Annotated in this window: 18 protein-coding genes and 1 pseudogene; 7 read left to right on the forward strand and 12 right to left on the reverse strand. The window is 58.9% G+C overall.

The window, feature by feature from the left end; genetic code table 11:
• The first annotated feature begins 1 nt into the window (after position 1).
• Both CLV74_RS08820 and CLV74_RS08825 read left to right on the forward strand, forming a co-directional pair.
• Positions 2–1,012 (forward strand): branched-chain amino acid ABC transporter permease, encoded by a 1,011-nt coding sequence (locus CLV74_RS08820; RefSeq protein WP_106263876.1) that lies wholly within the window; start codon positions 2–4, stop codon positions 1,010–1,012.
• Entirely contained in the window at positions 1,009–2,313 is a 1,305-nt protein-coding gene (locus CLV74_RS08825) for a branched-chain amino acid ABC transporter permease (RefSeq protein ID WP_106263877.1), read from the forward strand. Before CLV74_RS08820 ends, CLV74_RS08825 begins: the two co-directional genes overlap by 4 nt.
• 70 nt (positions 2,314–2,383) lie before the next feature.
• On the opposite strand, the pseudogene CLV74_RS08830 reads toward CLV74_RS08825, so the two are convergent.
• Positions 2,384–3,920: pseudogene (locus CLV74_RS08830) on the reverse strand (helicase HerA-like domain-containing protein).
• Between the two features lie 444 nt (positions 3,921–4,364).
• Here CLV74_RS08830 and CLV74_RS08835 point away from each other — a divergent pair.
• The gene (locus CLV74_RS08835; RefSeq protein WP_106263878.1) at positions 4,365–4,958 is read left to right on the forward strand and encodes an invasion associated locus B family protein; all 594 of its coding nucleotides are present in this window, start codon (positions 4,365–4,367) and stop codon (positions 4,956–4,958) included.
• Positions 4,959–5,034: 76 nt separating this feature from the next.
• Here the strand turns inward: CLV74_RS08835 and CLV74_RS08840 are convergent, their stop codons facing one another.
• Genes CLV74_RS08840 through CLV74_RS08855 form a run of 4 tightly spaced genes read right to left on the reverse strand, consistent with a single transcriptional unit; the run spans position 5,035 to position 9,271 of the window.
• Entirely contained in the window at positions 5,035–6,246 is a 1,212-nt protein-coding gene (locus tag CLV74_RS08840) for a beta-ketoacyl-[acyl-carrier-protein] synthase family protein (protein WP_106263879.1), read from the reverse strand.
• Complete coding sequence (locus CLV74_RS08845; protein WP_106263880.1) at positions 6,243–6,500, reverse strand: acyl carrier protein; 258 nt, start codon at positions 6,498–6,500, stop codon at positions 6,243–6,245. The genes CLV74_RS08840 and CLV74_RS08845 overlap by 4 nt, the downstream gene beginning before the upstream one ends.
• Before the next feature lie 34 nt (positions 6,501–6,534).
• A complete protein-coding gene (gene lpxD, locus CLV74_RS08850; RefSeq protein ID WP_106263881.1) occupies positions 6,535–7,626 on the reverse strand; it encodes a UDP-3-O-(3-hydroxymyristoyl)glucosamine N-acyltransferase in 1,092 nt (363 codons plus the stop codon).
• Positions 7,627–7,660: 34 nt separating this feature from the next.
• On the reverse strand, positions 7,661–9,271 hold the full coding sequence (locus CLV74_RS08855) for a L,D-transpeptidase family protein (protein ID WP_425430973.1): 1,611 nt from the start codon (positions 9,269–9,271) through the stop codon (positions 7,661–7,663).
• A 287-nt stretch (positions 9,272–9,558) separates the two neighbouring features.
• Between CLV74_RS08855 and mepK the strand changes: the two genes are divergently transcribed.
• The 4 genes from mepK (at position 9,559) to CLV74_RS08875 (ending at position 13,189) form a co-directional block, all read left to right on the forward strand.
• Entirely contained in the window at positions 9,559–10,125 is a 567-nt protein-coding gene (gene mepK, locus CLV74_RS08860; RefSeq protein WP_106263882.1) for a peptidoglycan L,D-endopeptidase MepK, read from the forward strand.
• A 180-nt stretch (positions 10,126–10,305) separates the two neighbouring features.
• On the forward strand, positions 10,306–11,526 hold the full coding sequence (locus CLV74_RS08865) for an NAD-dependent epimerase/dehydratase family protein (protein ID WP_106263883.1): 1,221 nt from the start codon (positions 10,306–10,308) through the stop codon (positions 11,524–11,526).
• Positions 11,526–12,371 (forward strand): glycosyltransferase, encoded by an 846-nt coding sequence (locus CLV74_RS08870; protein ID WP_106263884.1) that lies wholly within the window; start codon positions 11,526–11,528, stop codon positions 12,369–12,371. The genes CLV74_RS08865 and CLV74_RS08870 overlap by 1 nt, the downstream gene beginning before the upstream one ends.
• Positions 12,368–13,189 carry an NAD-dependent epimerase/dehydratase family protein gene (locus CLV74_RS08875; protein ID WP_106263885.1) on the forward strand — a complete coding sequence of 274 codons (822 nt, stop codon included), beginning with the start codon at positions 12,368–12,370 and terminating at the stop codon, positions 13,187–13,189. Before CLV74_RS08870 ends, CLV74_RS08875 begins: the two co-directional genes overlap by 4 nt.
• A gap of 2 nt (positions 13,190–13,191) precedes the next feature.
• On the opposite strand, the gene hflX is transcribed toward CLV74_RS08875, so the two are convergent.
• The 7 genes from hflX to CLV74_RS08910 all read right to left on the reverse strand — a co-directional run bounded on the left by hflX (position 13,192) and on the right by CLV74_RS08910 (position 22,924).
• Complete coding sequence (hflX, locus tag CLV74_RS08880; protein WP_106264205.1) at positions 13,192–14,445, reverse strand: GTPase HflX; 1,254 nt, start codon at positions 14,443–14,445, stop codon at positions 13,192–13,194.
• A gap of 17 nt (positions 14,446–14,462) precedes the next feature.
• The gene (hfq, locus tag CLV74_RS08885; protein WP_106263886.1) at positions 14,463–14,702 is read right to left on the reverse strand and encodes an RNA chaperone Hfq; all 240 of its coding nucleotides are present in this window, start codon (positions 14,700–14,702) and stop codon (positions 14,463–14,465) included.
• Positions 14,703–14,830: 128 nt separating this feature from the next.
• Positions 14,831–16,321, reverse strand: a complete 1,491-nt coding sequence (locus CLV74_RS08890) for a TrkH family potassium uptake protein (protein WP_342753480.1) — start codon at positions 16,319–16,321, stop codon at positions 14,831–14,833.
• A 34-nt stretch (positions 16,322–16,355) separates the two neighbouring features.
• Positions 16,356–17,732, reverse strand: coding sequence for a Trk system potassium transporter TrkA (trkA, locus tag CLV74_RS08895; RefSeq protein ID WP_106263887.1), 1,377 nt, complete (start codon positions 17,730–17,732; stop codon positions 16,356–16,358).
• 68 nt (positions 17,733–17,800) lie between these two features.
• Positions 17,801–19,195, reverse strand: a complete 1,395-nt coding sequence (gene ntrX, locus CLV74_RS08900) for a nitrogen assimilation response regulator NtrX (protein WP_106263888.1) — start codon at positions 19,193–19,195, stop codon at positions 17,801–17,803.
• A gap of 20 nt (positions 19,196–19,215) precedes the next feature.
• Positions 19,216–21,438, reverse strand: coding sequence for a sensor histidine kinase NtrY-like (locus CLV74_RS08905; protein WP_106263889.1), 2,223 nt, complete (start codon positions 21,436–21,438; stop codon positions 19,216–19,218).
• A gap of 121 nt (positions 21,439–21,559) precedes the next feature.
• Positions 21,560–22,924: a response regulator gene (locus CLV74_RS08910; protein WP_106263890.1), complete on the reverse strand. Its 1,365-nt coding sequence runs from the start codon at positions 22,922–22,924 to the stop codon at positions 21,560–21,562.
• Between the last annotated feature and the right edge of the window lie 2 nt (positions 22,925–22,926).

Raw genomic sequence — 22,926 nt, forward strand, 5'->3', positions numbered from 1 at the left:
GATGGATATTCTTAACGCACTTGTCACTCTGGCGAATTTCGTTCTGGTACCGGCTTTGGCCTATGGCAGCCAGCTGGCGATCGGCGCGCTGGGTGTGACGTTGATCTATGGCATCCTGCGGTTCTCGAACTTTGCCCACGGGGATACCATGGCCTTTGGCACGATGGTGACCGTATTGGTGACTTGGGGCTTGCAAGCGGCGGGCGTGAGCCTTGGGCCGCTACCTACTGCGCTGCTGGCCATGCCTGTCGGCATCGCCGCCACGGCGCTGCTGGTGCTGGGAACCGACCGTATCGTTTATCGCTTTTACCGCGAACAAAAAGCCAAGCCGGTGATCCTTGTGATCGTCTCGATGGGGGTGATGTTCGTGATGAACGGCCTTGTCCGTTTTATCATCGGACCGAACGATCAGAACTTTACCGATGGCGAGCGTTTCATCATCAGCGCCCGCGACTTCAAGAATATGACCGGACTTGAGGAAGGTCTGGCGATCAAGACCAGTCAGGGCATCACCGTGGTCACGGCTATCATCGTTGTGGCGCTGCTGTTCTGGTTCCTGAACCGCACCCGCACGGGCAAATCCATGCGCGCCTATTCGGACAATGAGGATCTGGCCTTGCTGTCGGGCATCAACCCCGAGCGGGTAGTGGCCGTCACTTGGATCATTGTAGCCGCATTGGCAACGGTGGCCGGTGTGCTTTACGGCATCGACAAGTCCTTCAAACCTTTCACCTATTTCCAGCTTCTGCTGCCGATCTTCGCAGCGGCGATTGTGGGCGGCCTTGGCAGCCCGCTGGGGGCCATTGCGGGGGGATTTGTGATTGCCTTCAGTGAAGTCACCATCACCTACGCTTGGAAAAAAGTCGCCGCCTATATGCTGCCTGAAAGCCTTGCGCCTGATGGTCTGATGCAAATGCTGGCGGTCGATTATAAATTCGCGGTCAGCTTTGTCATTCTGGTGATTGTGCTGCTGTTCCGCCCCACAGGCCTGTTCAAGGGGAAATCCGTATGAACGAGTCCATCAAGACAACCGCTCTATTCGCGCTGGTCGCTCTGCTGATCATCGGTACCGGCCTGTTCCAAAGCTGGAACGCCGCCTTGGGCATTCTGAATATGGGCCTCATCAGTGCTGTCATGGCGCTGGGGGTGAACCTACAGTGGGGCTTTGCGGGCCTCTTTAATGTAGGCGTCATGGGCTTTGTGGCCCTTGGCGGTCTGGCGACTGTGCTGATCTCGATGCCGCCTGTGCCCGAGGCTTGGGCTGCTGGCGGTTTACGCATCTGGGCCGCATTGGGCCTAGGCGCCGCAACGCTGGCCATCGTGATCATGGTCCGCAAGAAGATGGCCGAAGGTCTGCCCCGTGCGGCGCTGACCGCTGTGCTGCTGATCGGGGGCTTTGTTCTGTATCGCAGCATGTTCGATCCGGCCCGCGACGCGATCGAGGCCGTGAACCCCGCGCTGCAAGGCTATCTGGGCGGCATGAACCTGCCCGTGCTGCTGGCGTGGCCTGCGGGCGGCTTGCTGGCCGCTGGGGCTGCGTGGGTGATCGGAAAAACCGCTCTTGGTTTGCGCAGTGACTATCTGGCAATTGCCACCCTAGGTATCGCCGAGATCATCATCGCCATCATGAAGAACGAGGACTGGTTGGCCCGCGGTGTAAAAAACATCAACGGCCTGCCCCGTCCCTTGCCCTATGAGATCGACCTGCAAGCCGATCCCGCCTTTGTCGAGCGTGCGGCCAGCTTTGGTCTGGATCCGGTCACGGCCTCGACCCTTTATGTGAAGGCAGGCTACGGGCTGCTGTTCGCGGCGGTGCTGCTGGTGATCCTGTTCCTCATGCAACGGTCGCTGCACAGCCCTTGGGGCCGGATGATGCGGGCGATCCGCGATAACGAAGTTGCCGCCCGTGCCATGGGCAAGGATGTCACCAAACGTCACCTGCAAATCTTCATTCTGGGCAGCGCGATCTGTGGCATTGCCGGCGCGATGATGACCACGCTGGACGGCCAGTTGACTCCTTCCAGCTACCAGCCCCTGCGCTTTACCTTCCTTATCTGGGTGATGGTGATTGTTGGCGGATCGGGCAACAACTTTGGTGCGATCCTTGGCGGCTTTATCATCTGGTTCCTCTGGGTACAGGTTGAACCCTTTGGCCGTTGGTTGATGGAACTGATCACCAGCGGGATGGAGCCGGGCAGCACCCTGCGCGATCACCTACTGGCCTCGGCAGCGCATATGCGTCTGCTGTCGATGGGCTTGATCATGCTCTTGATGCTGCGGTTCAGCCCAAGGGGCCTGCTGCCTGAAAAGTAGAGCCAAATCGACTTAAACTGCAAAAGGCGCCCGATGGGCGCCTTTTTCTATTTGGCAACAGTGGCGGGCGTTAGCGGGCTTTGAAAAGGCCGCCTAGAATGCCGCGCACGATGCGGCGGCCTGTGGTGCCTTTTAGCTCTTTTACCAAAGCACCAGCCAAAGCGCTGCCGATACTGTCGTCACCGCTGCTCCGCGACGACGACCGGCTGACGCGGGTGCCGGAATAGCGGCGCGCGGTGCGATACTCCCGCTCGGCTGTTTCCTGACGAGCCTCTTCCTCTTCGGCCTTCTGGGCCGCTTTCGCGGCATCCTCGGCGCGGCGGGTCAGGATTTCATAGGCACTTTCCCGATCCAGCCTGGTCTCATACTTCGCCCGCAAATCGCTGGCCGCGATGACTGCACCGCGCTCGGCGTCCGTGATGGGACCAAGACGGGATGCGGGCGGGCGGATCAAGGTGCGCTGCGCCACACCGGGCACACCCTTATTGGCCAGAAGCGAGGTCACAGCCTCGCCCACACCCACCTCTTTGATGGCTTCCATCACGTCGAATGCGGGGTTTTCGCGGTAGGTTTGCGCCGCCAAGCGAAGGTTCTTTTGATCCCGCGCGGTAAAGGCACGCAGGGCGTGCTGCACACGGTTCCCAAGCTGGCCCAGAATATCCTCGGGGATGTCACCCGGATGCTGGGTGATGAAATAAACCCCGACGCCTTTTGATCGGATCAGCCGGGCCACCTGCTCGACCTTATCCACCAGCGGCTTCGGCGCGCCGTCAAACAGCAAATGCGCCTCATCAAAGAAGAACACCAGCTTGGGTTTGTCCGGATCGCCCACCTCGGGCAGTTCCTCGAACAGCTCGGACAGCAGCCACAGCAGGAAGGTCGCGTAAAGACGCGGCGATTCCATCAGTTGATCGGCAGCCAGAATATTGACCATGCCGCGCCCGTCGGGGGCGCAGCGCATCAGGTCTGCCAATTCCAAGGCGGGCTCGCCGAAAAAGGCCAACGCCCCCTGATTTTCCAGCGTCAGCAACCGGCGCTGGATCGCCCCAACGCTGGAGGGCGAGATATTACCGTAGCGCAAAGAAACTTCGGCGCGATTTTCCCCCAGCCAGACCAGCATGGCCCGCAGATCGTTCAGGTCCAGCAAGGGCAGACCCTGATCATCGGCGATGCGGAAGGCGATGTTCAGGATGCCCTCTTGGACCTCGGACAGATCCAGCATCCGTGACAGCAGCAGCGGCCCCATCTCGGCCACTGTGGCGCGCACCGGATGCCCCTTTTTTCCCCAGAGGTCCCAGAAAGTGACCGGAGCGGCGCTATACTGCAGATTGAGTCCAATCGTTGCTGCGCGTTCCATGAAAGGGCCGTGCAGCTTATGAGTCTCTGCCCCAGCCGCAGCCAGTCCCGACAGATCGCCTTTGACATCCGACACGAACACCGGAACCCGCTGCGTCAGCGAAGGCTTGGGCCATAATCTGCACAGTCACCGTCTTGCCGGTCCCTGTCGCCCCTGCGATCAATCCGTGGCGGTTGGCGTATTTCAGGATCAGTGTTTCGGGCGCGGCATAGCCCTCGCCTGCACCACCAATGAAAATCGTATCGGACATCTGCCACTCCTTAACCGTTCGGCATGACAATACATTCTTAACCGGACTGGTCCACCTTAGGATGTGTGTCGCGTAAGGCACGACACTTTCCTCCCTGTTGAACTGGCCGCGCCCTCGCAGGCGCGGCATTTTTATTTTTGCATCAATACGTTCGCAATTCCCCGGCCTATCCATCAGAGATATGAATTTCCCTGTTGACGATCCCTGTCCGCGTTCGTAACGTTTGGGCAATTACTAAGTCGGCCAGTCCGACAGGGAGCAAAAAACGAAGAAGGGGCTCACTCAGCCCCTTCTTTGATTCTAGGCCATCGGGCCTGAAATCTGCAAAGGCGAAACGCCGCCGCCTGCCCCAGCGTTCAAGAAAAATTCAGTGAAATCACCCTGACTCTCGCCGCGCAGGTGTGATACCCCTGTTGCCGACACAACAAGGGACAAGGATTAAAAATGTCCAATACCGTGAAAAGCCTTTTGATTGCAGCAATGCTGACCAGCGGCACCGCACTTTGGGCCCAGGAACAGGCCGCACAGGACGCGCCCGCAGCAGACCCCGCACTCAATCTGGGCGAGCAGCTTGACGAAAACGGCGAGCCGCTTGGCACCACCTACGATCTGGAAGCAAAGGGCGATTGGTCCATCCGCTGCCTGCGTAGCCCCGCCGAGCAGGACCCCTGCGAGATGGCACAGGTGCTGACCGACGGCGAAGGCAACAACGTGGCTGAAATCAGCATGTTCAAGCTGCCTGACGGACAGGCTGCCGTCGCTGGTGCAACCATCGCGACCCCGCTGGAAACCCTGCTGACCGAACAACTGCGCATCGCGGTCGATAACGCACCCGCCAAGCGCTACCCCTTCCGTTTCTGCACCCAAGCCGGCTGCTACGCGCAGGTCGGCTTTACCGCAGAAGAGATTGCAGCCTTCAAGAAGGGCTCGAAAGCGACGTTGACCATCGTTCCCCGCATGGCCCCCGATCAGCAGGTCGGCGTGACCATGTCGCTGTCGGGCTTTACCGACGCGTTCGACTCGATCCCCGCGCGTTAACCGCTGCGCCGATCCGAAACAGAAAAGGCCGCCCGATTTTGGGGCGGCCTTTTTCGTTTGTCACTACAGCCCGAAATCAGGCGAATTTGCGCAAGGCCAGAACCGCGTTGAGGCCGCCGAAAGCAAAAGCGTTCGACAGAACCACATCCACCTTTGCATCGCGGGCCTCATTCGGAACCACGTCCAAGGCGCATTCGGGGTCAGGCTCTTCGTAGCCAATGGTCGGTGCAATCACCCCGTCACGCAGGGCCATGATACAGGCCAGCAGTTCCACCGCGCCGGTGCCACCAATCAGGTGGCCGTGCATGGATTTCGTGGACGAGATCATCAGGTCATCCGCATGGTGACCAAAAACATCCGCCACCGCCGCGCATTCGGTTTTGTCATTCGCCGCCGTTCCGGTGCCGTGTGCGTTGATATAGCCCACATCGTCCGAGTTCAGCTGTGCATCGGTCATCGCCCCTTGGATCGCCCGCGCGGCCCCCTGTTTTGAGGGCATCACGATATCCGCGGCGTCCGAGGTCATAGCAAAGCCGATGACTTCGGCAAGAATCTCTGCCCCTCGGGCTTTGGCGTGATCGTAGTCTTCAAAGACGAACATCGCTGCACCTTCACCCTGTACCATCCCGTTGCGGTTCAGACTGAAGGGACGGCAGGCGTCTTTGGACATAACGCGCAGACCTTCCCAAGCCTTGAGACCACCGAAACACAGCATGGCCTCGGACCCGCCGGTCAGCATCACATCGGACATGCCGGAACGGATCATGTGGAACGCTTGTCCCATCGCATGGTTCGAACTGGCGCAAGCGGTGGCGACCGTGAAGGTCGGGCCTTTCAGGTTATGCTCCATCGAGACATGGCTGGCCGCCGCATTGTTCATCAACTTGGGCACGATGAAGGGGTGAACACGGTTCTTTCCCTCTTCATAAACGGTCCGGTAATTCTCGTCCGAGGTGGACAGACCGCCGCCCGCCGTTCCCAGCACCACGCCGGACCGCGCCGCAAGCTTGCCGGTAAAGCTAAGTCCGGACTGCTGGATCGCCTCTTCCGCCGCGATCAGGGCGAACTGGGTGAACCGGTCATAAAGGGCGATTTGCTGGCGATTCCAACGGTCTTCGGGCACATAGTCATGCACCTGCCCGCCGATCCGGATGGCCAGACGCTCAAGATCCCGCATTTTCAGATCGGAAATGCCGCAGCGCCCTTCGCGCATGGCTTCCAGCGTTGTGGCCACGTCGCGGCCAAGGGCGTTGATGGTTCCCGCCCCAGTGATAACAACGCGCCTCACGCTTGTTCGGCCTTCAGCTTTTCAACAGCGGCGACGATGGCATCCACGGACGAGATGTCAAAGTCGCTTTCCGACGGATCATTCGCGTTGAAGGGAACCGAGATATCAAAGGCCTCTTCAATGGCGAAAATGCTTTCCACCAGACCCATGCTGTCGATCCCCAGATCTTCAAGGCTGCTGTCTCCGGTCACATCCGACGGCTCAAGTACAGCCTGCTCCGCAATGATTGCGATCACTTTGTCCCGGACGGTCATGGTCGTTGCCCTTTTCTTGTAACTCTAAAGCGATCTAGTCCGTAGACCCGATCTTTGTAACGGATTTTTTAAGCTCGGCGAACTCTTTCAACAGGCGCGGCAATCGGCGCAGGCCTTTGTAGGACTCGATATGGGTGTCCATTTTGACTGCCGGATACCCCAGCATAGCGCGGCCCGAAGGAACATTGGACAAAACAGCCGAGGCTGCCCCGATCACCACATTCTCACCAATCACCAGATTATCAGCCACACCCGCCTGCCCCGCGATCACCGTGTTGCGACCGATCTTGGACGACCCCGCAACGGCAGCCTGCGCACACAGCAGGCAGTCTTGCCCCACAACCACATTGTGGCCGATCTGCACAAGGTTATCGATCTTGGTGCCGCTGCCAACGCGGGTGGCCCGCACAGTCCCGCGATCCACGGTCGAGTTCGCGCCGATTTCCACATCATCGCCGATCTCAACCCCGCCAAGCGAATGGATACGCGCCCATGCCTGCGACTTGATCTCGCCCTGATCCCCAAGGCTGCTACGCGCACGTTCGACGCCGGATTCTTCGGGGGTGACGAAAGAGAACCCGTCGCCGCCGATCACCACGTTGCCATGCAGGATCGCACGGGCACCGATATGAACGTCCGAATAAATACGCACCCCGGGGTGGATCAGGCTGACTTCGCCAATGGTCACATCACGGGCGATGGTTACATGGCTGGCAATCACAGTGCCTGCACCGATCTTGGCCCGCGCGCCGATGACCGTGAACGGACCGACCGACACATCGTCTGCCAGCTCAGCCGAGGGATCGATGATGGCGCTAGGGTGAATGCCCGCCGCGTACCCCTGCCCCGGATCAACCATAGCCGAGATGGTGGACATGCCGAAACGGGGCCGGTCCAGACATATGGCGGCCTCTAGGCCAAGGGCTTGCCAATCCGCGCCGCTCCAGAGCAGCGCCACCTTGGCTTGGCCCTTGGACAGGGTCTCGGCGTATTCGGGCTTCATCGCGATGGCCAGATCCTCGGGACCGGCATGAGCGGGTTCGGCCACACGGGTGATACAGAGGTCTGCATTACCAAGCGCAGGCACACCCAGCGCTCGGGCCAGTTCAGCTACGGTATACCGCATGCCACATTCTCCCGGAGTTAATCCGGATCAGGGTCTAGCCCTGAATAGCACGCAGCGCCACCCCTTCCCGTGCCAGAGCGTCCCAGATCTTGGCATCACGGCCATAGATGTCGCGGCGGAACTGGATGTGCCCTTTGGCGCTGGTAAAGGCGGTCCGATAAATCAGGTGCACAGGAACCGGCTGTTCCAGCGCGACCACGGTCTCGCGGCCCGTGGCCAGAACGCTTTTGAAATAGCCTTCAGGGTCTTTGGTCTGACGGGCCAGCAGTGCGTAGGCAAAGTCGAACGGCTGGTGCAGACGGATGCACCCGTGCGAGTACGCGCGCACTTCGCGACCAAACAGGTTCTTTGCCGGCGTATCGTGCAGGTAGATATTGTAGGGGTTCGGGAACATGAACTTGACCAAACCCAACGCGTTGCCCTGACTGGGCGGCTCTTTCAGCGCAAAGGGGAAGGTCCGAGCATTATAGGATGCAAAGTCCACCGCCGCGCGGCTTACAACGCGGCCCTTCGAATCGACCACATTCAAATGGCGCACCGCGTTGGGGTTCTTCTGCAGCATCGGCAGATATTCCTTAACGGTGATCGAACGCGGAACGTTCCAGGTGGGGTTCACCACCATATGTTCCATCACATCCGAGAATTCCAAGCTGCGACGGTCGCCACTGTTGGCTCCGATGACCGAGCGGGTCTCAAACGTGACCTTATCATTGTCGATAATCTTCGCGGTAAAGTCGGTCAGGTTGACCAGCACATGACGTGCGCCGCGTTCCTTATTCAGCCAGCGCTCCCGCTCCATCGCGACGATCACCGATTGCAGACGGGCCTGCGCACTGGTGTTGATCTCTTTCAAGGTGCCTTCACCCAGAACGCCGTCGGCGGTCAGACCGTTGTCCAGCTGGAACGCCTGCACGGCTTGCTGGATCTCAGCGTCATAGGTCGCAGTCGCGCTACGGCCCAGATAGCCCATCGCCTGAAGTCGATTGCGCAGCGCCACGACCGAGTTGCCGGATGCGCCTGGTTTCAGAGTGCCGGGAACCAATGCGCCCCAATCCCCACGGCCCAAGGTCCGCTCAAGGTCGGCTTTGGCAGCGAATAGACGGTTATACTCTTGGGTCTGGGGCGCGATCGCCCGCAGGAACCCACGGGGCGAGGATTTCACAAAGTTGGTCAGATAGGACAAACGGCTGCGGTACGGCACTTCACGGACAATGCCCGAATCCACCCGCGCGGGGACCAGCACGCCGGTCTGCAAATCACGGGCGTATTTCAGGAAGGTCCGGCTTAGCGCGACCTCAACCTGCCCTACGTCACGGGCCGTTTTCGCAGAACCAAGCTGCGCGCGCAGGGTGTCAATCTGGTAGCTGGAAGTGGGCAGACCATGGGCGCCACTGTCTTCCAGCGCCTCGAACAGCGCTTCGCGGCGACGTTTGTCCTTACCACCGCGGGCCGTCCAGATCGGGTTAAAGTCGTTTTCGCGATAAAAGGCGGCAATATCCTCATCCGAGGACGAAGCCTCTGCAATCGCTTGCCGAATTGCCGTCATCTGGGCAGACGCAGGAGTGGAAACTGCAAGCAGGACCATCATAAGAAGTGCGAAAAGACCTTTAAAACTTGGTGTTTTCGTCATGATTCCACTCAGCATGGCATGTCCTTTGCAATCCGTCCCAGCACTAAGCCGTTTTCTAATTCCACGACGGTAATGTCTATTCACAAGTGCAAATTCTCGCAAAAGGCGGCGATATTAACCTTGTTTTGTATACTTTGGGTCACAATCTGCCGGTGCGTTGAGCGAGAATTTGCCCATTTCCGAAAAGGACGGGAACCCGAGATGAATACAAGCTTGGTACTAACAAAACCTTGTGCAATAACGATGGCACATCTGGGGATGGACAAAAAAATCCGCGAAACGCGGAATGAAATGGGACAGGCATGACGATGACGATCACTAACGTGACTCGCCGTGGGTTGCTTCGCGCTTTCGCCGCAACTGCAGTTGCAGCGGCGCCGACCTACTCCAATGCGTTCGGCTTCCTTCGCGGAGCTGGCGATGTACGCCGAATCCAAATGTATTCCGGTCGTACAGGCGAAAAACTGAACACGATCTACTGGATCGATGGGGAGTATATCCCCGAAGCACTGGACGAAGTTTCGCACTTCATGCGCGATTGGCGGACCAACCAAGTCAAGACAATTGACGCCCGCACTGTTGATATCGCGTCGGCGGCTCACCGCCTTATGGACATCAGCGAACCCTACATGCTTCTGTCGGGCTACCGTAGCCCTCAGACCAACAACATGCTTCGCTCGCGTTCGCGCGGAGTTGCTAAAAACTCGTTGCACATGCGTGGTCAGGCCGCTGACCTGCGTCTGGCGTCCCGCTCGGTCAAGCAGATGGCGCAAGCCGCTAAGGCCTGTAATGCTGGTGGTGTCGGCTCGTACTACGGCTCTAACTTTGTTCACATGGACTGCGGCGACGTTCGCACATGGAACGGTTAATAGCGAAAACTCGCGCATAACACGAAAAGATGCAAAAGCCGTCCCGTTTGGGCGGCTTTTTCTTTTGCGTCACGGGCCTTTACGGGGCACTCTGTCACCAATCATTTATAAAGCTGACATCGGCATTTTATCCGCCTGACATAGTTCATTTTCAAGATTTATTATTTTCAGGAGAGTCCTATGAAAATCGCAATCCTTGGTGGCGACGGGTTTGTCGGTTGGCCCACAGTTTTGCATTTATCGCAGGCGGGTCATGAGATCCACATCATCGACAACCTCTCGCGCCGCTGGATTGACACCGAACTGGGCGTCCAATCACTGACCCCGATGGACTCGATTCAGGAACGCTGCCGCATCTGGAAAGAGGTTTCGGGCGAAAAACTGCACTTTCACTTGCTGGATCTTGCAAATGAGTATGAGCGTCTGAAAGGCTGGCTGATCGACCACAAACCTGACGCGATCATCCATTTCGCCGAACAGCGCGCCGCGCCCTATTCCATGAAGACCGACCGCCATAAGGTCTACACGGTCAATAACAACGTCAATGCCACCCACAACCTGCTGGCCGCGGTGGTCGAGGCAGGCATCGATCCCCATATCGTGCATCTGGGGACCATGGGCGTCTATGGCTATTCCAGTGTCGGGGCAGCGATCCCCGAAGGCTATCTGGATGTCGAGATTGAAAATCTTGCCGGTGAGACAAAAGGCTTAGAGATTCTCTATCCCACCCGCCCCGGCTCGGTCTATCACATGACAAAATCGCTGGATCAGATCTTGTTCCAGTTCTACGCGCAGAATGACGGGCTGCGGATCACCGATCTGCATCAGGGCATCGTCTGGGGCACGCACACTGACCAGACCCGCCGCCATGAGCAACTGATCAACCGCTTCGATTACGATGGCGATTACGGTACCGTCCTGAACCGATTCCTCATTCAGGCCGCGATCAACTATCCGCTGACCGTGCATGGCACCGGCGGGCAGACCCGAGCCTTTATCCACATTCAGGACAGTGTCCGTTGCATCGAACTGGCCCTTTCTGACGCGCCGAAATCCGGCGAACGGGTCAAAATCTTTAACCAGATGACCGAGACCCACCGCGTCCGCGATCTGGCCCAAATGATCAGCCGCCTCACCGGTGCCGACATCGCCAACCTGCCCAACCCCCGCAAAGAAGCGGCAGAGAACGATCTGATCGTGAAGAACGATCAGTTCCTTGCCCTTGGTCTGAACCCCGTCACTCTGGAGCAGGGTCTTCTGTCCGAAGTGGTGGACGTGGCCAAGAAATACGCCCACCGGATCGATCGCAGCCGTGTACCTGCAGTATCCGCGTGGACGCGTGATATTGCCTCCCGTGTCAATCACGATCCGGAAGGAAAACGTTTAAAATCGGTAAGTTAATGGACGGAATACAAGTATCGCGTGCTGCATATTCGCAGCACGCCTACGTCACTCTGGTGACGAATTCGAACTACGTGGCCGGAGCGCGGGCATTATTACGCTCGCTTCTCTGGACGGGAACCGAGGCTGATTTGGTGGTGATGCATACCGCCGCCCTATCTGCTGACGATCTGGCCGAGCTTGAGACATTTGCCGCGCGACTGGTGCAGGTGGATTTACTGCCCACTTCGGACGCGTTCAATCAGGCTCATGCCCGGGACGCGCTACATGGTGCCGCGCCCTTTACAAAGGGCGGCAAGCCGGTCTTTCACACGCCCTTGGACAATTTCGCCAAGTTGCGTCTGTGGCAACTAACCGACTACGACAACGTGGTGTTTCTGGATGCCGATACGGTGGTGGTGCGCAACATCGACAACCTGTTCGAGTACCCCGAGTTCTGCGCCGCGCCCAATGTCTACGAAAGCCTTTCGGACTTTCATCGGATGAACAGTGGCGTGTTCACCGCCCGGCCCTCGCAGAAGACGTTCCACAAGATGCTGGCGGAACTGGACGTACCCGATGCCTTCTGGCGGCGCACGGATCAGACCTTTCTTCAGTCCTACTTTCCCGATTGGAACGGCCTGCCCGTCACCTACAACACGCTGCAATATGTCTGGATGAACCTGCCTGACCTCTGGAACTGGGACATGGTGAAGGTTATCCATTACCAGTATGAAAAACCTTGGGAAATGGACCACCCAAAGTCCGAGGAACTGGCCACGTTGATCGCTATCTGGCACCAGTATTACGATGGCAGTTCCCGCCCTGATCTTGATCGCATGGCCAAGCCCGCCGCTGTCTCATGAAGATTGCACTGACTGGCGCCGGCGGCTACGTCGGCAGTTTCTTCCTTTATGGTTTACGTGATCAAGGGCATGAGGTCGTACCCTTTGGCCGCGATGGCGTTCCATATGATTTGGGCGACCAGCCGGACCTGACGGGGTTCGATGCCCTGATCCACTGTGCCTTTTCCCATGTTGAGGGGAAATTTCGCGGCGGAGAAGGCGACGATCCTGAAGGCTTTATTCGCCTGAACCGTGATGGATCACTGACCTTGTTTGAGGCCGCAAAGGCCGCTGGCGTAGGGCGAGTTCTGTTTCTGTCGTCGCGGGCGGTCTACGGTCCCCGACCAACAGGCACTCTGCTAACCGAAGGTATGACCTGCACCCCCGATACGTTGTACGGCCAAGTGAAACTGGACTGCGAAGACGGGCTAAAGGCTCTGACGGACGACGGTTTTCAAACCACCAGCCTCAGGGCGACCGGCGTCTATGGGGCCTCGGTCGTGTGTGGTCCCCATAAGTGGCGCGCGATGTTCGCCGACTTCCGTGAAGGTAAAACGATCGCCCCTCGTAACGGGACCGAAGTGCATGGTCGCGATCTTTGTTCCGCCGCCGAAATCCTGCTGGCCTCCGACGCGCCGCCGCAGACAGTCAATGTCTCGGACATGCTGATGGATCGCCATGATGTGTTGGGGATTTATGCCGGGCTGAAGGGCTATGACCATCCGCTGCCAGAGCGCAGCACTGCCACGCCGAACCAAATGGATTGCACGCGCTTGCAGCAGATGGGATGGCAGCCCCGAGGCGAACAAGGGCTGCGAGACTGGCTCGCAACCCTCTGACGTTAAACGTCTTTGTACTGGTTCGAATCTTTCTGGGTCCAGCGCACGTCGATTTCAAAACCGGTTTCGGTCTGGCGTTCTTCCAGAACGAAACCCTTCTTGAAAAGCCACGCCCGCTTTTTCCCGTCCGAGAAACCCAGCTCTAAGGTTTCTTCGACACGGGCGCCTTCCAGCGCCTCGGACACCGTTGCCAGCAGCTCATCCAGCCCTTCGCCGGTGACAGCCGACAGAACCATGGTGTTGTCCGAACGCGCCGCCTGATTCATCAGAGTTTCGCGGCGTTCTTCGTCCACGCGGTCGATCTTGTTCCAGACCTCAATCATTGGAACCTCTTTCGAGGTGCCAAGACTTTCAAGGATATCGCGCACATCGGCCGCCTGTAGAGCGGACTCCGCGTGGCTGATGTCGCGCACGTGCAAAATGACCTGCGCGGCCAACACCTCTTCCAGCGTGGCGCGGAATGCGGCAACCAGTTCGGTCGGCAGATCGCTGATAAAGCCCACCGTATCCGAAAGGATGATCTCAGGCCCATCAGGCAACTTGACCGAGCGCATGGTCGGGTCCAGCGTTGCGAACAGCATGTCCTTGGCCATCACGTCTGCACCGGTCAGACGGTTGAACAAGGTGGATTTACCGGCGTTCGTATAGCCGACCAAGGCCACAATCGGGAACGGCACCTTAGCGCGGGCCGCACGGTGCAGATTGCGGGTCTTAACCACTTTGTCCAGCTGACGACGCAGGCGAACCAACTGGTCATCAATAGCCCGGCGGTCAGCCTCGATCTGGGTTTCGCCGGGGCCGCCAACAAAGCCCAAACCGCCCCGCTGACGTTCAAGGTGGGTCCACGCACGGACCAGTCGGGTGCGCTGATAGGACAGCGCGGCCATTTCCACCTGCAACACACCTTCGCGGGTGGCAGCCCGATCCGAGAAAATCTCGAGGATCAGGCCAGTGCGGTCCAGAACCTTACACTTCCACTCTTTTTCAAGGTTGCGCTGCTGAATCGGGCTGACAGGACCGTCGATCAGAACCAGCGCGATTTCATCGCGTTTGATCCACTCGGCCAGTTCCTGAATTTTGCCCGACCCGAACAACATACCCGGATGGGGACGTGGCAGACGCACCACCGTTCCGCCCACGACCTCCAGATGCGGCAAAGCAGCCGCCAAAGCGACTGCTTCCTCATACGCCGGGCCGGCTGCCCTGCGCTGTCCATCGCTCCGGATGTCAGGATGCAGAACTAACGCGCGCGTCAGCTCTTCTTGTGTTTCATTCAATTGTCGTTATCGCCGTCGTAAAGGTTCAAAGGCTGAGCAGGCATGATGGTCGAGATTGCATGTTTGTACACAAGCTGGGACTGACCGTCACGGCGCAGAAGAACGCAGAAGTTATCGAACCAAGTGATGACGCCTTGCAGCTTGACCCCGTTAATCAGGAAGATAGTGACCGGGATCTTGGTCTTCCGTACATGGTTTAGAAAAGCGTCTTGCAAGTTTTGCTTATCGGAAGCCATTGTATTTGCACCTTTATTCTTGTCATTGCCGCTGTGCAGCGCCTGTCTCGCCCACGGAGTATGGAGAGCGATTGCCCGAGTTTCCAGCCTATAATTCACTTATGACACATGAAAATTGCTGATGTGTCTCAATTTCGCCAGAAATTCGGATTAAACAGAGCGATCAGCGCCAATGCCTCAAGGCGTCCCAGCACCATTGCAAAACAAACGACCAGTTTTGCCCCATCGGATAGGGACTGGTACGTCAACGGGACATCGGCACCGGCATGTGCCAACTGGCCGGTGGTGGAAAGACCAGCCACCGCGAAGATCATCGCCTCTTCAAATCCAACGCCGAAAGCGGTCAGTAGCGACATCACCGCCGCGATGGACAAAGCGAACAGCATAAAGAACAGCCACGCCAGGAATGCGCCCTGACGATGGATGCGGCGGCCATAGGCCCGCATTCCGGCGACAGAGGACGGATAGACCAGCTTGTTCAATTCCCGAACGCCGTGCTTGTAGAGGGCATAGACCCGCAGCAGCTTGACCCCGCCGGTGGTGGTGGCCACACCGCCGCCGATGATCGACAGGCCGATCAGAACCACGCCCGGCGCAGGTAGGCCAGACCAATCACGGGCCTCATTCCAAGCCACGGATTCGTATCCCGTCGTGGTCAGGAAGGACGCCACCGTAAAGACCGAGCCCCAAAGCGCCAGCAAACCGGCGGTGAAATCGCTATGCTCGTTCACCTCGATGGCGCCGATCCAGTGGCGCAAGAACAGAAGCATGGGCAGGCCAATGATGATAATCCCCGCCATCTGCACTTCGGGGTCGGTCAGCAGACGTTCACGCCGCCCCGCCACATCGCGCGAAAATGTCAGGCGCGAAATCCCGAAGGCGAAGAAAAACAGGATAACAACCTCTGCGGCCAGACCGGCGTTATCCTCTGTCACATGACCGACAATAGTGATCCCACTGGTCGACATGGTCCCCATGGCGTGCATCAAGGCACGCAGGGTATCCTCGCCCACGACCAGCAAAAGCACCCAGAGCAGCAAGGTTAGCGAGATATAGATTGGCGCAAGGGTGGACAGCGCGTACCAGATATGGCCCGCGGGGGTTCGCTGGCGGGTGCCGCGCCGGATAAGGGTCACGTCCTCACCGCCACCTGCGGCGGTGGTGATCTCGAACCCGCCAAGGTTCATTGGGGCAAGGGTGGCCGCTGCGACGACCCAAACTAGCAGGCCGCCTAGCCAGCCAACGATTCCGCGCCACAGATGCAGGCTTTTGGTCAACTGACCAGTGCCTTCATAAAGCGACGCGCCAGTGGTGGTCAGGCTTGAGACCATCTCAAAATAGGCGTTCAGAAAGGTGGTATTCTGGCTGCCCTCATACAAAGGCACGGCCAGCACTAACGGCAGCAGGGTGAATGACGCCACAAGGGTCGCCAACTGTTCCCGCTGGGAAAACGCGCCATGCCGTTGGTTCACCGCGATCCCGATAAAGGCGGTGATGATCAGCGTCAGCAGGCCGCTGTAGAAAAAGCTGCGCGCCACATGGAAATCTTCGGCCACCAGCGCATGGGCAGCCGGCAGCATCATCGCCAGCCCTGCCACCCCGGTCAGGTGCAGTGCCAATGGAAGGTTCGCGAGCGCCCGCACCGGTCAGCCTCTAGAAATAGTCGATCGAGACCTGCAACAGGCGCTCGACCTCGGGGACGTCTTTTGTCAGCGAGAAGATCGAGACGATATCCCCCTCTTCCACCACGGTATTGCCGCGCGGATTAAGGTATTTCTCGCCGCGCATGATGCCACCAAGCAGAACGCCTTCGGGGAAAGCAATGTCCCGCACCGGCTTGCCCGACAGGGGCGAGGTCGACAGAACCTGCGCCTCGATCACCTCGGCCTCGGCATCGCCAATTGAATAGACGTTGCGCACGCGGCCATGACGGATATGCCGCAGAATCGAGCTAACGGTGGTGGCCCGAGGGTTGATGTAGGCGTCGATCCCCAGCGCGTCGATCATCGGCAACAGCGTCGGATCGTTGATCAGGGCGATCGACATGGGGCAGCCAAGGGACTTGGCCCGCGTCGCCGCCAGCATGTTGGTTTTATCGTCGTCGGTCACACAAAGCACCGCGTCGGCGCGACCAATCTGCGCCTCTTCCAGTAGGGCTGCGTCCAGACCGTCGCCATGCAAAACGATGGTGCGTTCCAGCGCATCAGCAGCCTTCTCGGCGCGTTTGCGGTCCTTTTCGATGACCTTCATCCGGATGCGCTTTTTGGCGCTTTCCAGTTCTTTCGCGACCGCCAGGCCGACGTTACCGCCGCCCACAAGAACCACGCGCTCTTGTTTGCGGGGGGTCTTGCCAAAGATTTCCAGCGTGCGGTTCAGATCTTCGTTGTAGATGAACAGATAAATGTGATCGCCTTCGAAAATCTGATCACCGGCTTCAGGCGCATACAGCGTCCCTTCGCGGCGGATACCAACCACGGTCGCCCGCAGGGTCGAGAAAAGATCGGTCAACTGGCGCAGCGGCGTGTTCAGAACCGGACAATCCTCATCGGCGACGATCCCCAACAAACGGGCATGGCCATCAAAGAAGGTGTCGGTGTCAAACGCATCGGGCGCAGACAGACGTTGCAACGCCGCCGAGGCGACCTCGCGTTCGGGGCTGATCACCACGTCGATGGGCAGGTGATCACGGCGATAGAGGTCTGAATAAATCGCAGTCAGATAGCTTTGCGCCCGCAGACGGGCGATCTTGCGGGGAATGTTGAACACCGAATGGGCCACCTGACAGGTGACCATGTTCACCTCGTCCGAGTAGGTCGCCGCGATGATCATATCCGCGTCCCGCGCCCCTGCCCGTTCCAGCACGTCAGGATAGCTGGCAAAGCCCGCGATGCCCTGCACGTCCAGCGTATCGGTGGCACGCCGCACAAGATCAGGATTGTTGTCCACGACGGTCACGTCGTTCAGTTCGCCCGAGAGATGGCGGGCAATTTGCCACCCCACCTGGCCAGCGCCACAAATGATCACCTTCATGGCAGATACCTCATGCTACTGCGAAATGACTTCGCAGGTTGGCGTTGAATCGTCAATTGCTGACACACTCAGGCTGAAATGCTCTCATCGGATTTACTGCCCGCCTTGGCGCCGATCCCAAGGGATTTGAGCTTGCGATGCAGGGCGCTGCGCTCCATCCCGACGAATTGCGCAGTGCGGCTGATGTTGCCGCCAAAACGGTTGATCTGGGTCAGCAGATATTCCTTTTCAAAGGCTTCGCGGGCCTCACGCAAAGGCAGCGCGGCCAGCACGCCCGACAGAACCACACGCTCTTCACCTTCATCGGCGGGACGGTCGCTGCCTGATACCTCGGCGGCGCTGATCGGCCCGTCGCTGTCACCAAGGATCAGAACGCGCTCGATAAGGTTGCGCAACTGGCGCACGTTGCCAGGCCAGCTCATGGTTTGCAGAACTGCGGCGGCCTCATCGCTGAGGGCCCGCTTGGCCAGACCTTGGGTGTTGTGGAATTCCTCGACGAAATGGCTGACCAGCAGCGGCAGATCCTCGCGCCGTTCGGTCAGGGGCGGCACCTGCACAGGCACCACATTCAGGCGGTGGAACAGCTCTTCACGAAAGCGGCCCGCTGCAATTTCGTCCTTCAGATCACAACCGGTCGAGCTGATGACCCGGAGGTCCACCCGTACCTTGTCCGTGCCACCCAAGCGTTGGAAGGTCTGATCGACCAGCACCCGCAGCAGCTTGGACTGGGACCCCAGCGGCATATCTGCCACCTCATCGAAATAGAGAACACCGCCGTTGGCTTGTTCCAGCAGACCGGGCTCAATCCCCCGCTCGGTGCTTTCACGGCCGAACAGCACCGCTTCGATCCGCTCAGGCTCGATCGAGGCGCAGTTGACCACCACAAACGGCGCATCCGCACGGTTCGAGTTCTGGTGGATGTAGCGCGCCGCCACTTCCTTGCCGCTACCCGACGGCCCCGTCAGCATCACCCGCCCGTTCGAGCGCGTGACCTTATCCAATTGCCCGATCAGCCCGCGGAACGCGGGGCTATCCCCGATCATCACGGCAGCTTTCTGTTCAACACGCTTGAGACTCTGGTTTTCGCGGCGCAGGTTGCTGGCCTCCATCGCGCGGCGGATCACCACCAGAAGCTGGTCGATGTTGAAGGGCTTTTCGATGAAGTCGTAGGCACCCTGTTTGATCGCCGCTACGGCGATTTCAATGTTACCGTGACCCGAGATAATGACCACCGGAATACCAGGGTTATCGCGCTTGACCGTTTTCAGAATGTCGATGCCGTCCATCTGGCTGTCTTTCAACCAGATATCCAAGATCATCAAAGCGGGCGGCGCCGCGTTCAGTTCCGCCATGCATTCATCGGAAGAGCCCGCAAGCCGTGTGGAATAGCCTTCATCCTCAAGGATGTCGCCAATCAACTCGCGGATATCACGTTCGTCATCAACAATAAGAATGTCGCTCATCTTACTCTGAGGCCTCACTTTTATTTCTTCGCAGCGCCGTCAAGCGGCAGCAGGATCTCGGCACAGGCGCCAACGCGCGCACCTTCGGTAAAGGGTTCGGCGTCCAGCAGTTGCAGCGTGCCGCCGTGTTCTTCGATAATCTTCTTCACAATCGGCAAACCAAGTCCGGTGCCTTTTTCGCGGGTCGTCACATAGGGTTCAAACAGCCGCCCGCGATCTTCGGGCAGGCCGATCCCATTGTCGGAAATCCGGATCATCACCTGATCGCCATTTGCCCGCATCTTTACACGAACTTCCGGCACATGACCATCCGGAGCACCCTTTTCATACAGGGTTTCAATGGCTTCTCCGGCGTTCTTGATTAAATTTATCAGCGCCTGAGAAATCATCGTCTCATCCACCAGCGCCTGAATGCCCTGATCCGGAAGGTCCGAGACGATTTTCAGATCGGTATTCGAATCCTGCAGCAGGACAGCGTTGCTGACCAAGGGCAGCAAATCCACCGGCTTACGCTGGGGCTGGGGCATCCGCGCGAATTTCGAGAACTCGTTCACGATATGGCGCAGGTCCTCGGTCTGGCGGACGATCACGCCGGTCAACTGCTCCAGCGAGTCCTTTTCGTCCCCCACCAACTTGCCGAATTTACGCTTGATCCGCTCAGCGGACAGCTGGATCGGGGTCAGCGGGTTCTTGATCTCATGGGCGATCCGGCGGGCCACGTCGCCCCACGCGGCAGAGCGCTGCGCCGCCACAAGATCGGACACATCGTCAAAGGCAACCACGTAGCCCTCAAGACCGGTCTCTTCGTTCATCCGCGCCGACATACGCACCAGAAGGGTTTCGGTCTTGCCGTTACGGGTCAGGCGCACCTCTTGCTGCAAAGCCTCAGTCGGACTTGAGCGCAGATTGTCGAACGCGGGCAGGAATTCGGGGATCGCAACCCCCAGCGCCACGCCCTGTCCGTCGCTTTCCCGCAGGTCCAGCAGCGCCTCGGCCGAGCGGTTCGCCAGCGTGATCCGTCCGTCGGCGTCCAGCGCAATCACGCCCGATGTCACCGAGGTCAGCACCGAGTCAAATAACCGGCGGCGCTTTTCGATCTGTTCTGTGCTTTCCAGCAAGGTATCGCGCTGTTGCTTCAGTTGGCGCGTCATCTGGTTGAAATAGCGGCCAAGCATGGCGATTTCGTCGTCGCCCTTTTCCTCACGGACCTGAACCATCAGATCGCCGCCACCCACGCGCTGCGCAGCACCCGCCAAGCGACCCACAGGACGGGCCAGACGTTCGGCAAACCACAGCCCTAGCCAAATCGCGGCCAAGATCAGGATCAATGCAAAGCCAAGGTACAATAGGCCGAATTCGAACAGCAGACGTCCTCGGTCGTTTTCCAACTGCTGGTACAGTTTCACCGTTTGCTGCGTATCATCCAGCAGCTTCAGGATCGAGCCATCGACGATCCGGCTGACATAGAGATAACGGTTCACATAGCCCGGCAAGTTGACGATGGCGCGAAACTCGTTCCTGTCCCAATCTTCAATGATTGCAATACCTTCGCGGGCAGCGGTCTGGATATCCTCGGTCGAGGGCTTTTCGAAGTTGAAAAGATAAGACCCCTCGCCGCGCGCACGAATTTCCCCGCCCGCATCAATCACAAAGGCCTCGGCCAAGCCGCGCTGGATCAGCTTTTGCCCGTTGCCGACCAATTCACGCACCTCGCCATCAGTCAGGTAGCCTTTGGCACGGCGGTTGGCCTCAAGATAGGCGCTGAGGGCGCGGGCATCCTCGGCCAAGTCTTGGCGGTGCTCTTCCTCATAAGCCTGCGCGGCGGCAAGGGACGATCCAAGCACCCGCTGCACGCGGTCAGAAAACCAGCCTTCAAGGCCGAAATTCACTGTCAAAACTGCGAAGATCGCCACGCAAACCGTTGGAATAAGGGCCAAAAGAGCGAATACACCCGTCAGGCGCAGGTGCAGCCGCGACCCAGCCGAGCGGGCTCGGCGGGCAGCCACCATCTGCGCCACGCGGCCCAGAACCAGCGTTGCCACCAGCAGCACATAGATGAAATCCGCCAGCAGGATGACCCGCAGGTTGGCCGAGGACATCCCCTGATCCAGAGGGCCCAGAACCAAGAAGGTTAGAAATGCGAGCACAGGGCCAAGGATCACCAGACCCAAGGCGGCCGCGTTCTGCACGCGGCGCTGCGCACGCAAGCGGTTGATGCGCTCCCACGACCAAGCGCGGTTCATCCGCTGTGATCCTGCTGCCACTATGGCCTCTTCGACATGATGGGGCGGCAGTGCCGCCCACTCGCTACATTTTGGGAGGTAGGATCAAAGTGAACCTGATTTGCCACCCACTGTTGCGATTTTACATCAACTTTCGACGACGTGTCACCTGAATATCAAGGTCAGTGATCTTTTTACGCAGGGTATTTCTGTTGATCCCCAGCAAATCGGCGCATTTCGCCTGATTTCCGCCCGTTGCATCCAGCGCTATCTCAATGAGAGGCACTTCGATCTCGGCCAGAATGCGCTGGTAGAGACCCGGCGGCGGCAGAACCCCGCCGTGCAGGTCAAAGTAACGACGCAGGTGGCGGGCCACGGCGGCGGACAGTTTCTCCTGCGGCGCACCGCTGACCATAGGCTCCATGCTGGGTTGGTTGCCAAGAACCGATTCCACTTCGGTCTTGGTGATTTGCGGCTCACGCGACGTGACCACCAGACGCTTCATCGCGTTTTCCAACTGGCGCACGTTGCCCGGCCAGCTGTAGGCGCGAACCATCTTTTCCGCATCATCCGACAGTGAACGTGAAGGTGCGCCGTCCAGTTCGGCCTTGGACAGGAAGTGTGCCGCCAACAGGGGAATATCATCCACCCGCTCGCGCAGCGCGGGCACCTGAATGGTCACGCCGCCAAGCCGGTAGAACAGATCCTGACGGAACTCGCCCGCTTCCATCCGGTTGGTCAGATCGGTCTGCGACGTCGCCATGATCCGCGGCGCGCTTTCCGACAGGCTGTCCAGCATCCGCACCACGCGGGCCTGTGCCTCGGGGCTCAGATCGCCCACTTCGTCAAACAACAGCGAACCGCCCTTGGCGCGGGCCAGCGCCTGCGCTGGACCTTCCAGAGTCTCTAGATCATTCGAGGTGACGGTGACAAAGGGCAGCGTGCGGCGATCGCTGAAATCGTGAATTGCGCGAGCGATCAACGACTTACCAGAGCCACTTTCACCAGAAATCAACACCGGAAGGTCGGTATTCATGACCCGCGCCACCAGACGATACAGCGCCTGCATCGCGGGGGTACGGCCCACCAATGGCAGCTCATCTGGGCGGTCCGGCTCTTCGATAGCGCGGGGCGCGGTGCGCGAGCGGGATTCCAGTGCGCGGGCCGTCCGCTTCATCAAATCGGGCAGGTCGAAGGGCTTGGGCAGATAGTCATATGCCTTCGCCTCGGCTGCCTGAATGGCGGTCATGATGGTGTTCTGCGCCGAGATCACGATGACCGGCAGATTAGGCCGCTCTTCGTTGATCTTGGGCAGCATCTCCAGACCATTGCCGTCAGGCATCATCACGTCAGAGATCACCACATCCCCTTTGCCTTCACCCACCCAGCGCATCAGCGTGGTCAGCGAGCTGGTCGCGTGGACCTTGCAGCCTGCGCGGGTCAAAGCCTGCGTCAAAACGGTGCGAATGGTGCGATCGTCATCTGCGACCAGTACGGTTCCGTCCATGG

The organism is Donghicola tyrosinivorans (assembly GCF_003003355.1).
GTDB lineage: Bacteria > Pseudomonadota > Alphaproteobacteria > Rhodobacterales > Rhodobacteraceae > Donghicola > Donghicola tyrosinivorans.